Origin of the sequence: Pseudomonas inefficax (genome assembly GCF_032164165.1) — a bacterium.
GTDB classification, from domain to species: domain Bacteria; phylum Pseudomonadota; class Gammaproteobacteria; order Pseudomonadales; family Pseudomonadaceae; genus Aquipseudomonas; species Aquipseudomonas inefficax.
In genome coordinates, this window is the sequence record NZ_CP134401.1 from 419,603 (window position 1) to 434,670 (window position 15,068).

Sequence of the window (15,068 nt, forward strand, 5' to 3'; positions counted from 1 at the left end):
CGCCCGCTCCCACAGGATCTTCACAGTACTCAAGAACCCCGCAGCGGCCTGGTGGCCGCCGCAGGGCGCGGCTCACTGCTCCGAATGGTCGATCTTGATGGTTGGATCACCACCACTGACCAGCGAACTGACCGTGGTGTTCGACCAGTTCACTCCTTCGAGCTTGATCGACACATCAGCGCTGCTGGTATCACTGCCGGGTGTGAACTTGCCCTGGGTGCTGACCTGCAAGGTCGACTCGCCACCGACCGTGGTGATCTTCAGGTAGCTTTCGATCGCCGAAAGCGATTCGCCCTGCAGCAGGGCACTCAGGTCCAGGCGGTCGCCTTCTTCAGCATTGAAGTTCCTGATCACGTCATGGCCAGTATCACCTGCCGACCACACGAAGGACTCGGCGGTGCCGTTGCTGCCGGTGACGGTACTGTCACCTGCCCCCACGAACAGGATGTGGTCATCGCTGCCAAGCAAGGACGAGAAGCTGCTGTCCGATGCGTCGCCCGCCATCAGCGACATCGTGCTCATCGACGTCGAGGCTGCATCGCCATGGGATGTCACCACGAACGAGCTGCTTGCCGAATCACCATCGTGGTCAGTGCCGATGACATGGACCGTGAAGTTCAGGTCGCTGGCAGGTTTCTCCTCTACATAGGTAAGTTTGGTGAAGGTGGTGTCAAGCGTACTCTTGCTCGGGGCTGCCAAGGTAATCGTGTCGAAGGCGTGCCCGGCAAGGCCCGTGAAGTCACTGGCCAGAATCTTTATGGCCTCGGAGCCAGAGGTGATGGTGTACGTCTTCGTTGCTTCATGCACAACACCATTGGCGTCCTTGTAGGAGGCAATGATATCGACGTCACCGCTGACCTGAAGCCGCGCAATGCCCAACGTGACCTCTTTCATCGAGATGGCGTGCTGCTGGGCATCGGTGAACGCCACGGAGAACATCTCGTTGGCAGAGAAGTGGTTGTTACCCACCCCCAATCCATTGCCGACATTGATCGTCGGTTTCCCTGTAGCACTGGCCAAGGCTTCGAACGTGGCCGTTATGCCGCTATTGAAAGTAACAGACAAGGTTGAGGTATTCCCGGACTTCAAACCTTCCAGGTTGAACGTGTCTCGGCTACCTTCACGCACGCTGTTCTGGGTGACGGTGTAGTGCCCATCCGCTCCCAAGGCAAGCGTGAACACCTTCGTGGTACCGTCGAAGACTTCCACCGTGGCGCCGCTCGCATCCGTTGCCTTGCTGCTCCAGCCCGAAGGCAGGCCAACGATGGTGCCGAACTTCAGCGTACCCATGCCATCACCGCCCGCCAGGAAGTGCGTGTCGCCAACCGCCGTGTACCCGACAGTGTTCCACATGCCGGCATTGTCACTGGTGGCGAAGGTCGGGCTGTCGTCTTCGACACTGATGGTCAGCGTGCCGGTCGATGAAGTGCTGCCGTCGGTAACGCTGACACCAACGTTGAAGGACAGTACATCCTCGGCCGCCTGGTTCGGATGATCGAGTGGCCCCTTCAGCTCCACGGTGTAATTGCCGCCGTTGTCGATCCTGATTTCGATCACATCCTTGCCACCGGCCGTGCCGGTCAGGGTCTTGCCGCCATTGGACAACGCCCATTGCACACTCTGGCCAGAGGATGTCAGCGCTGTCGATGGTACTGCCAGGCTGACCGAGAGGTTGGCTGACGGCGTGTCGATATCGCTGATTGTCAGCTTGCCAATGTACGACTTGCTGTCGCTTTGGTCGGCTGGTGAACCGACGGTGTCTTTGTTCCCGCCGATCAGCCCCTCCTCGGACACCAGCGCGGCACCCGAAGTGATGGTTGGCGTGGCGTTGGTCATGCCCACCGCAACGCTGGCGCCCGGGACCAGGTTCTCGAACACCTTGCTACCCGTGCCATTCTGCGTGATCTGGTCGATGCCCACGGACACGCTGCCACCACCCACGAAGACACCGTCGGGAATGGCACCTTTCACCGTGCCGGTGGTGCTGCCCGCCGCCACCATGATGGTCAGGCCATTATCCAGCTTGATGGTCAGGCCGCCATGGTTGCTTGCACTCATGCCCGCCGGCGCTTCCAGATTGACCGTGTAGGTCACCTCCTGGCCCTTGGCTGCCGGGTTGGGCGAAGCGCTCAGCACGACCGTCACGGTGTTGATGGTATCGGTGACCGTGAGGGTCGTGGTGGCACTGGTGTTCAGGTTCTCGAAGTTGTGGTTGCCCACATTTGTCACGCTGATGGTCTGGGTTTCGCCGTCCTTGAAGACGTCATCGCCCTGCGCCACGAATGGTGCGGTGGTCGCGGTGGTGGCGTCCTTGGCGAAGCTCAGGGTCTGGCCGTTGCTCAGGGTGACGGTGAACGCCTGGCCTGCCGGGTGGCTCAGGGTGCCGGTGATGGTCGTGGTGTTGCCTTCCTGCACGGTATTACCGGTGAGGGTCAGCGTCACTTCATCGCCGCCATTCGGCGTACCCGGGGTGCCAGGGTTGCCTGGAGTGCCCGGTTCGTCGGTGATCTGCAGAGTGACCGGGTCGCCTTTGACCAGGTTCTCAAAGACCTGTTTGCCCGTGCCTTGCTCGGTGATTCCGTTGATGGCGATGCTCGGCGCACTGCTGCCGACATAGACGTTATCTGCCAGGTTGGCGGTTTGCGAGCCAGTAATTTCCCCGGCCGGAATGTGAACGATCTTGCCATTGCTCAGTGCGATATCCAGGCCGCCATGCTGGGTCAGGTCGGCACCGATCGGCCCGGTCAGGGTGATGGTGTAAGTCACCGCCTGGCCTTCCACCGCCGGGTTCGGCGAGATGCACAGCTCGGCCTTCACGGTGTCGACGGTGTCGCTCACGGTGACCGTCGTGGTGGCACTGGTGTACAGGTTTTCGAAGTTGTGGCTACCGGCATCGGTCACGCTGATGGTCTGGGTTTCGCCGTCCTTGAACACGTCATCGCTCTGCGCCACGAACGGTGCGGTGGTCGCGGTATGCGCGCCCTCGGCAAAGGTCAGGGTCTGGCCGTTGCTCAGGGTTACGGTGAACGCTTGGCCTGCCGGGTGGCTCAGGGTGCCGGTGATGGTTGTGGTGTTGCCTTCCTGCACGGTGTTGCCCGTCAGGGTCAGCGTCACTTCATCGCCGCCATTCGGCGTGCCTGGGGTGCCAGGGTTGCCTGGCGTGCCTGGTTCGTCGGTGATCTGCAGGGTCACCGGGTCGCCTTTGATCAGGTTCTCAAAGACCTGGGTGCCCGTGCCTTGCTCGGTGATCCCGGAGATGGCGATGCTTGGGGCACTGCTGCCCACATAGACGTCGTCCGCCAGGTTAGCGGTTTGCGAAGCGCTGACCTGGCCCGCAGGGATGTTGATCACCTCGCCGTTGCTCAGGGCAACGGACAAACCACCGTGCTGACTCAGGTCGGCACCGGCAGGACCGGTCAGGGTGATGGTGTAGGTCACCGCCTGGCCTTCCACTGCCGGGTTCGGCGAGATGCTCAGCTCGGCCTTCACAGTGTCGACGGTATCGCTCACGGTGACGGTCGTGGTAGCGCTGGTGTTCAGGTTTTCGAAGTTGTGGTTGCCCGCATTCGTCACGCTGATGGCCTGGGTTTCGCCGTCCTTGAAGACGTCATCGCTCTGCGCCACGAACGGTGCGGTGGTCGCAGTGGTGGCGTCCTTGGCGAAGGTCAAGGTCTGACCGTTGCTCAGGGTGACGGTGAAGGCCTGGCCCGCTGGGTGGCTCAGGGTACCGGTAATAGTGGTCTGCCCCCCTTCCTGCACGGCATTGCCGGTCAGGGTCAGCGTCACTGCATCGCCGCCATTCGGTGTGCCCGGGGCGCCAGGATTGCCGGGGGTGCCCGGCTCGTCGGTGATCTGCAGAGTCACCGGGTCGCCTTTGACCAGGTTCTCAAAGACCTGTTTGCCCGTGCCTTGCTCGGTGATCCCGTTGATGGCGATGCTTGGGGCACTGCTGCCCACATAGACGTCGTCCGCCAGGTTGGCGGTTTGCGAAGCGCTGAGCTGGCCTGCAGGGATGTTGATCACCTCGCCGTTGCTCAGCGCGATGGACAAACCACCGTGCTGACTCAGGTCGGCACCGGCCGGGCCGGTCAGGGTGATGGTGTAGGTCACCGCCTGCCCTTCCACTGCCGGGTTCGGCGAAATGCTCAGCTCGGCCTTCACAGTGTCGACGGTATCGCTCACGATGACGGTCGTGGTCGCGCTGGTGTTCAGGTTTTCGAAGTTGTGGTTGCCCGCATTCGTCACGCTGATGGCCTGGGTTTCGCCGTCCTTGAAGACGTCATCGCTCTGCGCCACGAACGGTGCGGTGGTCGCAGTGGTGGCGTCCTTGGCGAAGGTCAAGGTCTGACCGTTGCTCAGGGTGACGGTGAAGGCCTGGCCCGCTGGGTGGCTCAGGGTACCGGTAATAGTGGTCTGCCCCCCTTCCTGCACGGCATTGCCGGTCAGGGTCAGCGTCACTGCATCGCCGCCATTCGGTGTGCCCGGGGCGCCAGGATTGCCGGGGGTGCCCGGCTCGTCGGTGATCTGCAGAGTCACCGGGTCGCCTTTGACCAGGTTCTCAAAGACCTGTTTGCCCGTGCCTTGCTCGGTGATCCCGTTGATGGCGATGCTTGGGGCACTGCTGCCCACATAGACGTCGTCCGCCAGGTTGGCGGTTTGCGAAGCGCTGAGCTGGCCTGCAGGGATGTTGATCACCTCGCCGTTGCTCAGCGCGATGGACAAACCACCGTGCTGACTCAGGTCGGCACCGGCCGGGCCGGTCAGGGTGATGGTGTAGGTCACCGCCTGCCCTTCCACGGCCGGGTTCGGCGAAATGCTCAGCTCGGCCTTCACAGTGTCGACGGTATCGCTCACGATGACGGTCGTGGTCGCGCTGGTGTTCAGGTTTTCGAAGTTGTGGTTGCCCGCATTCGTCACGCTGATGGTCTGGGTTTCGCCGTCCTTGAACACGTCATCGCTCTGCGCCACGAACGGTGCGGTGGTCGCGGTGGTGGCGTCCTTGGTGAAGCTCAAGGTCTGGCCGTTGCTCAAGGTGACGGTGAAGGCCTGGCCCGCTGGGTGACTCAGGGTACCGGTGATGGTTGTGGTGTTGCCTTCCAGCACGGCGTTGCCGGTGAGGGTCAGCGTAACTTCGTCACCTCCATTCGGAGTGCCTGGAGCGCCCGGGTTACCAGGGGTGCCCGGCTCATCGGTGATCTGCAGGGTGACCGGATCGCCTTTGATCAGGTTCTCAAAGACCTGTTTGCCCGTGCCTTGCTCGGTGATCCCGTTGATGGCGATGCTTGGGGCACTGCTGCCCACATAGACGTCGTCCGCCAGGTTAGCGGTTTGCGAAGCGCTGAGCTGGCCCGCAGGGATGTTGATCACCTCGCCGTTGCTCAGCGCGATGGACAAACCACCGTGCTGACTCAGGTCGGCACCGGCCGGGCCGGTCAGGGTGATGGTGTAGGTCACCGCCTGCCCTTCCACGGCCGGGTTCGGCGAAATGCTCAGCTCGGCCTTCACAGTGTCGACGGTATCGCTCACGATGACGGTCGTGGTCGCGCTGGTGTTCAGGTTTTCGAAGTTGTGGTTGCCCGCATTCGTCACGCTGATGGTCTGGGTTTCGCCGTCCTTGAACACGTCATCGCTCTGCGCCACGAACGGTGCGGTGGTCGCGGTGGTGGCGTCCTTGGTGAAGCTCAAGGTCTGGCCGTTGCTCAAGGTGACGGTGAAGGCCTGGCCCGCTGGGTGACTCAGGGTACCGGTGATGGTTGTGGTGTTGCCTTCCAGCACGGCGTTGCCGGTGAGGGTCAGCGTAACTTCGTCACCTCCATTCGGAGTGCCTGGAGCGCCCGGGTTACCAGGGGTGCCCGGCTCGTCGGTGATCTCCAGTATCACCGGATCGCCTTTGACCAGGTTTTCAAAGACCTGTTTGCCTGTGCCTTGCTCGGTGATGCCGGAGATAGCAATGCTCGCAGCACTGCTGCCCACATAGACGTCGTTCGCCAGGTTGGCGGTTTGCGAAGCGCTGAGCTGGCCTGCAGGGATGTTGATCACCTCGCCGTTGCTCAGCGCGATGGACAGACCACCGTGCTGACTCAGGTCGGCACCGGCAGGACCGGTCAGGGTGATGGTGTAGGTCACCGCCTGGCCTTCCACTGCCGGGTTCGGCGAAATGCTCAGCTCGGCCTTCACAGTGTCGACGGTATCGCTCACGGTGATCGTCGTGGTGGCGCTGGTGTTCAGGTTTTCGAAGTTGTGGTTGCCCGCATTCGTCACGCTGATGGCCTGGGTTTCGCCGTCCTTGAAGACGTCATCGCTCTGCGCCACGAACGGTGCGGTGGTCGCGGTGGTAGCGTCCTTAGCGAAGATCAGGGTCTGGCCGTTGCTCAGGGTGACGGTGAAGGCCTGGCCCGCTGGGTGGCTCAGGGTGCCGGTAATAGTGGTCTGCCCCCCTTCCTGCACGGCATTGCCCGTCAGGGTCAGCGTCACTGCATCGCCGCCATTCGATGTGCCCGGGGCGCCAGGATTGCCGGGGGTGCCCGGCTCGTCGGTGATCTGCAGGGTCACCGGGTCGCCTTTGACCAGGTTTTCAAAGACCTGTTTGCCCGTGCCTTGCTCGGTGATCCCGGAGATGGCGATGCTTGGGGCACTGTTGCCGACATAGACGTTGTCCGCCAGAACACCCGACTGCGAGCCACTGATCTGCCCGGCTGCGATGTGGACCACCTTACCGTTGCTCAGCTCGATATCCAGGCCGCCGTGCTGGGTCAGGTCGGCGCCGGCCGGGCCGGTCAGGGTGATGGTGTAAGTCACTGCCTGGCCTTCCATCGCCGGGTTCGGCGAAATGCTCAGCTCGGCCTTCACGGTGTCGACGGTGTCGCTCACGGTAATCGTCGTGGTGGCGCTGGTGTTCAGGTTTTCGAAGTTGTGGCTACCGGCATCGGTCACGATGATGGTCTGGGTTTCGCCGTCCTTGAACACGTCATCGCTCTGCGCCACGAACGGTGCGGTGGTCGCGGTATGCGCGCCCTCCGCAAAGGTCAGGGTCTGGCCGTTGCTCAGGGTTACGGTGAACGCTGGGCCTGCCGGGTGGCTCAGGGTACCGGTGATGGTCGTGGTGTTGCCTTCCTGCACGGTGTTGCCCGTCAGGGTCAGCGTCACTTCATCGCCGCCATTCGGTGTGCCTGGAGTGCCAGGGTTGCCGGGGGTGCCCGGCTCGTCGGTGATCTGCAGGGTCACCGGGTCGCCTTTGATCAGGTTTTCAAAGACCTGCTTGCCCGTGCCTTGCTCGGTGATCCCGGAGATGGCGATGCCTGGGGCACTGTTGCCGACATAGACGTTGTCCGCCAGGACGCCCGACTGCGAGCCACTGACCTGGCCCGCAGGGATGTTGATCACCTCGCCGTTGCTCAGGGTGATGGACAGACCACCGTGCTGACTCAGGTCGGCACCGGCAGGACCGGTCAGGGTGATGGTGTAGGTCACCGCCTGGCCTTCCACTGCCGGGTTCGGCGAAATGCTCAGCTCGGCCTTCACGGTGTTGATGGTATCGGTGACCGTGAGGGCCGTGGTGGCGCTGGTGTTCAGGTTTTCGAAGTTGTGGTTGCCCGCATTTGTCACGCTGACGGTCTGGGTTTCGCCATCCTTGAACACGTCATCGCTCTGCGCCACAAACGGTGCGGTGGTCGCGATGGTGGCGTCCTTGGCAAAGCTCAGGGTCTGACCATTGCTCAGGGTGACGGTGAAGGCTTGGCCCGCCGGGTGGCTTAGAGTACCGGTTATGGTGGTCTGCCCCCCTTCCTGCACCGCGTTGCCGGTCAGGGTCAGCGTCACTGCATCGCCACCATTCGGCGTGCCTGGAGTGCCAGGGTTGCCTGGCGTGCCCGGCTCATCGGTGATCTGCAGGGTCACCGGGTCGCCTTTGATCAGGTTTTCAAAGACCTGCTTGCCTGTACCTTGCTCGGTGATGCTGTTGATGGCGATACTCGGAGCACTACTGCCGATATAGACGTCGTTCGCCAGGTTGGCGGTTTGCGAAGCGCTGATCTGGCCCGCAGGGATGTTGATCACCTCGCCGTTGCTCAGGGTGATGGACAGACCACCGTGTTGAGTCAAATCGGCACCGGCAGGACCGGTCAGGGTAATGGTGTAAGTCACCGCCTGCCCTTCCACTGCCGGATTCGGTGAGATACTCAGCTCGGCCCTCACGGTGTCGACAGTATCGGTCACAGTGAGGATAGAAGTTGCACCGGTATTGAGGCTGCCAAAGCCATGATCGCCGGCATTGGTGACGGTGATGTTCTGGATTTCACCGTCCCGGAACACATCATCGCTCTGGGCAGTGAACTCACCGGTCGTTGCGACCGTTTCACCTGCTTTGAACGACAAGGTCTGGCCATTGCTCAGGGTCACCGTGAAATCCTTGCCTGCCGGCTGGCTCAGGGTACCGGTAATACTGGTCAGGCCCCCTTCCTGCACATTGGTGCTGCTCAGGGTCAGCGTGGCCGCAATGGGCTGAGGCTCGGGTTGTACCTCAGGTACCTGCTGTACCGGTGTCGAATTGCCGACGAATTCCCGAGTCGGTTCAACAGCAACGCCAAGTGGCCCGGTGGGGAAACCAATGGTGGGGGCAACCGACCCGCCCACTGCGTCAAGCATCACAAACGAGTGGCCGCCCCCGATGCCACCAGGGTTCGCACCTGCCCCCGTTGGGCCTGCTGCGGTCGCTTCGAGCGCGGTTGTCGGGTCAGCACCGGCGGCGATGGCTTGTTGCAACTCGTCGACGGAGGGTGCGGCCTGCGCACTGGCTGCGCTCAGGTCGGCCACGCTATCTGGAGCATCGGCGCTCCACTGGGTATCGCGCCCCAGATCGAGGATGCGTCCATCGGCCAGTTCCAAGCTCACCGCGCCACCGGGGCCGGTCTGGATCTGTTCACCCGCGAACACTCGATCCCCTTCCACAAGCACACGCTGGGTGCCCTCTGGGGAAATGGCGATTACCTGGCCAACAACACTTTTGACTATGGCGATGCTCAAGGCGGCTCTCCCGGGTAACGTGTGCGATTGGCTTCCATGTTCGGCCATGCTTCGAGTGTTGTCGGCTGGCTACAAGGATGGTTTATTTTTATTGGTGCTTGTTTTTTGGCGTCAACTATCAGTCTTTTAAATTCAACTTTTATATAACACCGCTATCGATCCCACTTACTCAATAATATGCAACAAAACAAATAATGGCCTAATGACATTTTGGTATTAAAGGCTACATTTTTTGCTTCTACCTGCACTTTCAAGCATGCTGCTCGAAATTCGGGAAATTGATAGTAGCCGCAAAAATGCGAGTGTTACTCGTTTCCTTTATTCCGGTTGGCCTTACCCGTTCCGTGCCTGTGCAAAGCCTGCACTAAGTGTCAGGTTCTGAAACAGGCCCAAACTTGTTCAGGCCAGCCGATGGTCTGGAATCACGAGGTGTTCAGCAGCGACCCGTTGCTTTTCAGAGCCAGTTCGAGGCTGCTCGGCCATCTACGTAAGTTATACAACCATTATGACGCGACAAGATATTGGCTCGTACCGAGTGCAAAATATTGGCGCATGTAAAATTGCACGCCGGTCATGAGAACCCATCAACAATCCGACGGGAACCGACACGTACAGTTATCGTAATGGGGCAACGGTAGATCACCCGGATAGACTCAGTCGTCTACAGACCGGTTACCGGACAATGAATTTATGCGGGTTGGTGTGGAAGCAAATTTGTCGGGCTATTACAGTCAGACGCGAAAGCCTGTAAACGTGAACGAGCGGCAAGCTTATCGCACTGAACCCATTCCGCGATTGGAACGCTGGTCGAGCGCGCAACTCGCTTCAACCTGCTCGTCCATCTACCTCACGAGGGAGGCCAAAGGCTTGCTCCCGGGTGAAGGAGCAGGCCCAAGAAACAAAAAAGCCCTGAATAAATCAGGGCTTTAATGAGGAATGATGGCGGAAGCGTAGAGATTCGAACTCTAGGATAGTTGCCCATCGACGGTTTTCAAGACCGTTGCCTTAAACCACTCGGCCACGCTTCCAGCTCGTTTTGCGGCCGCCATAATACCGTAATGAAACAAGCTGTCAAACTCTCTGTGTCGCGGGTTGCGGCAGCTCTGATAGACTCCTAGCATCTGAACGTCTGAAAACCACAGGTTTACCAAGGAGTGTCGCCATGCGCGAACAGGATTACGCCGTACACCACGGCCAGCAGGTCGAGCAGCAGGAGATCAGCAAGGTCCTGCGCAACACGTACAGCCTGCTGGCGCTCACCCTCGCCTTCAGCGGTGTCATGGCCTTCGTGGCCCAGCAGATGCGCGTCGGCTACCCGAACGTGTTCGTGGTGCTGATCGGCTTCTACGGGCTGTTCTTCCTTACCAACAAGCTTCGTGATTCGGCCTGGGGACTGGTGTCCACCTTTGCCCTCACCGGTTTCATGGGCTTCATCCTCGGCCCTATCCTCAACCGCTACCTGGGCATGGCCGGTGGCGCCGAGGTGGTCAGCTCGGCATTTGCCATGACTGCTCTGGTCTTCGGTGGCCTGTCGGCTTATGTGCTGATCACTCGCAAGGACATGAGCTTCCTCAGCGGCTTCATCACTGCGGGCTTCTTTGTCCTGCTGGGCGCTGTCGTGGCCAGCTTCTTCTTCCAGATCAGCGGCCTGCAACTGGCGATCAGCGCTGGCTTCGTGCTGTTCTCGTCGGTCTGCATCCTGTTCCAGACCAGCGCGATCATTCACGGTGGCGAGCGTAACTACATCATGGCGACCATCAGCCTGTATGTGTCGATCTACAACCTGTTTGTCAGCCTGCTGCAGCTGTTTGGCATCATGGGTCGTGATGACTGATTGAATGCTGCAATAGAAAGCCCGCTTCGGCGGGCTTTTTTTGTGGGAGCGGGTTTACCCGCGAACACCGGCGCAGCCGGTGCCAGGCACCGCATTGGTTTCTTCGCGGGAGAACCCGCTCCCACAGGGTCCGCGCAGGTTTCAGGCTTGAACAAACAGTACCAATAACTGACCATGAAGTCAGATAAACGGGCAAATGGTCGTCGATCATGCCGCCATCGTGCTTTTCTCTACCCCAATTCGCCATCACCCCGTAGAATGCGCTCCTTTTTTCTCCGGGGCAGCTTTTCGCAATGAGCTCACACGAACACAGCCCAGGCGCGGCGGCGCCTACCAATGAACTGGTGCTTGGTCTGGAGGACAAGCCACGGCTGTTGATCGGCCTGCTGGCAGCGCTGCAGCACCTGCTGGCGATCATCGTGCCGATCGTCACCCCTGGCCTGCTGATTTGCCAGGCGCTGGGTGTTTCGGCACGGGATACCAACCTGATCGTCTCCATGTCGCTGGTCATTTCGGGTATTGCCACCTTCGTCCAGTGCAAACGCTTCGGGCCGTTCGGTGCCGGGCTGCTGATCGTCCAGGGCACCAGCTTCAACTTCGTCGGCCCGCTGATTGCCGGCGGGGCGCTGATGGTCAAGCAAGGTACGCCGGTAGAAGGCGTGATGGCGGCCATCTTTGGCGTGGTAATCGCCGGCTCGTTCGTCGAGATGGGCGTGTCGCGCATCCTGCCCTTCGTCAAACGCCTGATTACCCCGCTGGTAACTGGCATCGTGGTGCTGATGATCGGCCTGACCCTTATCAAGGTCGGGCTGATCAGCATGGGCGGTGGTTTCGGTGCCATGGCCAATGGCACCTTCGCCAATGGCGAGAACCTGCTGCTGTCGGGCGTGGTGCTGGCGATCATCGTCATCCTCAACCGTATCCCGGTGGTGTGGATGCGCAGCTGCGCCATCGTTATCGCCCTGGCGGTCGGCTATGCGCTGGCCGGCTACCTGGGCCGCCTGGATTTCACCGGCATGCATGAAGCCGCGCTGTTCCAGGTGCCCACGCCGCTGCACTTCGGCCTGAGCTTTTCCTGGGCACTGTTCATCCCGATGCTGGTGATCTACCTGGTAACTTCGCTGGAAGCCATCGGTGACGTTACCGCCACCAGCAAAGTGTCGCGCCAGCCGGTCGAGGGGCCTGTGTGGATGCAGCGGATCAAGGGCGGTGTGTTGGTCAATGGGGCCAACTCGCTGCTGGCCGGCTTGTTCAACACCTTCCCAAGCTCGATCTTTGCCCAGAACAATGGCGTAATTCAGCTGACCGGGATCGCCAGCCGCCATATCGGAATGTGGATTGCCGTGATGCTGGTGCTGCTGGGGCTGTTCCCGAGCGTTGCCGGGGTGATTCAAGCGGTGCCGGAACCGGTACTGGGTGGTGCGGCCATGGTCATGTTCGGAGCGGTTGCGGCTTCGGGGATCAATATCCTGGCCAGCACTCGCCTGGACCGTCGTGCCCTGCTGATCATCGCTGTGTCCCTGGCCTTGGGCCTGGGCGTGGCGCAGGTGCCGGAGTTCCTGGCGCATATGCCGGCGGCGATTCGCAATGTGCTGGAGTCGGGCGTGGCTACTGGAGGAATCTGTGCCCTGGTGTTGAACTGGTTCCTGCCGGAGAGCAAGGAACAGGCTTGAGCCTGGAGACAGATGCTTTACAGAAAGCCCGCCCCGCCATGCATAAGCGGGCGCGGGCTTTTTTGCTTTATCATGGCACCATTCCTTTTGCATGAGTTACCCATGAAATTCGCTATCGCGGTGTTCTCCCCGGCCCATGCGCCCTCCTCGCGGCGCGCCCTGCGCTACGCCGAGGCGGTACTGGCCGGCGGGCATGAGATTGCCCGGCTGTTCTTCTATCAGGACGGGGTACACAGTGCCTCGGCCAACGTGGTCGCCCCCCAGGATGAGCTGGATGTGGCCGGCCAATGGCGTGCCTTCATCGAGACCAACCAACTGGACGCAGTGGTGTGCATCGCCGCCGCCCTGCGCCGCGGCGTGCTCGACGAGGCCGAGGCCAACCGCCACCAGCGCCCGGCCGTGAACCTGCCCAAGCCTTGGGAACTGTCGGGGCTTGGCCAGTTGCATGAGGCGGCGCAGGTTGCCGATCGCCTTGTCTGCTTTGGAGGCGACTGAAATGACCAAATCCTTGTTGATCATCAGCCGTCAAGCGCCCTGGAACGGCCCATCGGCCCGCGAAGCATTGGACATCGCCCTGGCGGGCGGCGCGTTCGATCTGCCGCTGGGCATGCTGTTCCTCGACGACGGGGTGTTCCAGCTCGCTGCGGACCAGCAGCCCACCGCTGTGCAACAGAAGAACCTGGCCGCCAACTTGCAGGCGCTACCAATGTTCGGCGTCGAGGAACTGTTCGCCTGCAGCCACAGCCTCACTCGCCGCGGCCTGGCAGCCGACAACCTGGCGCTGCCTGTGCAAGTGCTGGACGATGCGGCCCTGGCCGCACTGATCGCCCGTTTCGACCAGGTGGTAACGCTCTGATGACGACCTTGCATGTAATTGCCCACTCCCCATTTGGCGACGAGCGCCTGGCCAGCTGCCTGCGCCTGCTCGGTGCCGACGATGCCCTGCTGCTGTGCGGCGATGCGGTGTATGCCCTGCGCAGCGGCAGCGAACCGCACCGCCAGCTGCAAGCCGCCGGCCTGGCCCAGCGCCTGTTCGCCCTGGAAGAAGACGTGCAGGCCCGCGCCGCCGACAACGAACTGGCCAAGGCCGTGGACTACTCCGGGTTCGTCGAACTGTCGCTGCATTACGACAAGGTCAACAGCTGGCTATGAATACCCTCAACGTTGGCGATCAGGCGATCGCCCTGGACAAGGACGGCTTCCTGGTCGACCTGCAAGACTGGTCGCATGCCGCCGCCGAGGCTTTGGCCGAGCGCGAGGGCATCCCGCTGACGGCGGACCACTGGGAAATCCTCGAACTGCTGCGCCAGTTCTACCAGGAATACCAGCTGTCCCCGGCCACGCGCCCGCTGATCAAGTACACAGCCCTCAAACTGGGGCCTGACAAGGGCAACAGCCCGCACCTCAACCGCCTGTTCAACGGCACTCCCGCCAAACTGGCCGCCAAGCTGGCAGGCCTGCCCAAGCCGACCAACTGCATATGACAGAACCTCTCCCGCTTACCCTGGAAACCCCAGCCGAACACCCATTCGCCGAGTTCGTGCGCATCCTTGGCAAAGGCAAGCGCGGCGCGCGTGGCCTGACCCGTGAAGAAGCCCGTACGGCCATGACCCTGCTGCTGGAAGGCAAAGTCGAAGATGCCCAGCTTGGTGCCTTTCTCATGCTGCTGCGGCACAAGGAAGAAAGCGCCGAAGAACTGGCCGGCTTCACCGAGGCCGTGCGCGCCCACTTGCAGGCGCCTCACATCGCCGTTGACCTGGACTGGCCCACCTATGCCGGCAAGAAGCGCCACCTGCCGTGGTACCTGCTGGCTGCCAAATGCCTGGCCGACAATGGCGTGCGCACCTTGATGCACGGTGGCGGTGCACACACTGCCGGGCGCATGTACACCGAGCAGCTTCTGTCCTTGCTGGAAATTCCGCTGTGCCGTGACTGGGCTGCGGTCAGCCGCGCCCTGGACGAGCAGCGCCTTGCCTTCTTCCCGCTGCAGGACTGGGCGCCGCAGTTGCAGCGCATGATCGACCTGCGCAATACCCTGGGCCTGCGTTCGCCCATCCATTCGCTGGCCCGGGTACTCAACCCGCTGGCTGCGCGCTGTGGCCTGCAAAGCATCTTCCACCCCGGTTACCAGGCGGTGCACCGCGAGGCCAGCCGCCTGCTGGGCGACCATGCCGTGGTAATCAAGGGTGATGGCGGCGAGATCGAGGTCAACCCCGATGTCATCAGCCATCTGTACGGCACCACCACCGGCGAAGCCTGGGACGAGGAATGGCCAGCGCTGAGCGAACGCCGCCACGTGAAACCGCCTAGCCTGGAGCCGCAGCAATTGCTGGCGGTCTGGCGCGGCGAGGCCGAGGACAGCTACGGTGAAATGGCTGTGGTCGCGACCATCGCCCTGGCCCTGCGCGGCCTGGGCCAGGACCGCGAGCAGGCTTTCGCCACGGCACGTGGTTACTGGGGTGCACGCAACCAATCGAATAAGTAGATAGCAAGAGCGCAGTCTTTGCGCTAGTTATTCGAACGTTTTTCCCTAGACTGGG

General features: G+C 61.5%; 8 protein-coding genes and 1 tRNA gene. 7 read left to right on the top strand and 2 right to left on the bottom strand.

Going from position 1 to position 15,068, the window contains the following annotated elements; translation table 11 throughout:
* Positions 1-72: 72 nt before the first annotated feature.
* Both RIN61_RS02030 and RIN61_RS02035 read right to left on the bottom strand, forming a co-directional pair.
* Entirely contained in the window at positions 73-9,021 is an 8,949-nt protein-coding gene (locus RIN61_RS02030; RefSeq protein WP_313855512.1) for a retention module-containing protein, read from the bottom strand.
* A gap of 940 nt (positions 9,022-9,961) precedes the next feature.
* Positions 9,962-10,049, bottom strand: a tRNA-Ser gene (locus RIN61_RS02035).
* A gap of 134 nt (positions 10,050-10,183) precedes the next feature.
* On the opposite strand from RIN61_RS02035, the gene RIN61_RS02040 reads away from it, so the two are divergent.
* The 7 genes from RIN61_RS02040 (at position 10,184) to RIN61_RS02070 (ending at position 15,013) form a co-directional block, all read left to right on the top strand.
* A complete protein-coding gene (locus tag RIN61_RS02040) occupies positions 10,184-10,855 on the top strand; it encodes a Bax inhibitor-1/YccA family protein (protein WP_003251184.1) in 672 nt (223 codons plus the stop codon).
* Positions 10,856-11,148: 293 nt separating this feature from the next.
* Entirely contained in the window at positions 11,149-12,528 is a 1,380-nt protein-coding gene (locus RIN61_RS02045) for a nucleobase:cation symporter-2 family protein (RefSeq protein ID WP_112252818.1), read from the top strand.
* 102 nt (positions 12,529-12,630) lie between these two features.
* Positions 12,631-13,023, top strand: a complete 393-nt coding sequence (gene tusD / locus RIN61_RS02050; RefSeq protein WP_112252819.1) for a sulfurtransferase complex subunit TusD — start codon at positions 12,631-12,633, stop codon at positions 13,021-13,023.
* 1 nt (position 13,024) lies between these two features.
* On the top strand, positions 13,025-13,384 hold the full coding sequence (gene tusC / locus RIN61_RS02055; RefSeq protein ID WP_112252820.1) for a sulfurtransferase complex subunit TusC: 360 nt from the start codon (positions 13,025-13,027) through the stop codon (positions 13,382-13,384).
* Positions 13,384-13,680 carry a sulfurtransferase complex subunit TusB gene (gene tusB / locus RIN61_RS02060; protein ID WP_112252821.1) on the top strand — a complete coding sequence of 99 codons (297 nt, stop codon included), beginning with the start codon at positions 13,384-13,386 and terminating at the stop codon, positions 13,678-13,680. The genes tusC and tusB overlap by 1 nt, the downstream gene beginning before the upstream one ends.
* Positions 13,677-14,012 (top strand): TusE/DsrC/DsvC family sulfur relay protein, encoded by a 336-nt coding sequence (locus RIN61_RS02065; RefSeq protein ID WP_112252822.1) that lies wholly within the window; start codon positions 13,677-13,679, stop codon positions 14,010-14,012. Before tusB ends, RIN61_RS02065 begins: the two co-directional genes overlap by 4 nt.
* Entirely contained in the window at positions 14,009-15,013 is a 1,005-nt protein-coding gene (locus tag RIN61_RS02070; RefSeq protein WP_313855519.1) for a glycosyl transferase family protein, read from the top strand. The genes RIN61_RS02065 and RIN61_RS02070 overlap by 4 nt, the downstream gene beginning before the upstream one ends.
* The last annotated feature ends 55 nt before the right edge of the window (positions 15,014-15,068 follow it).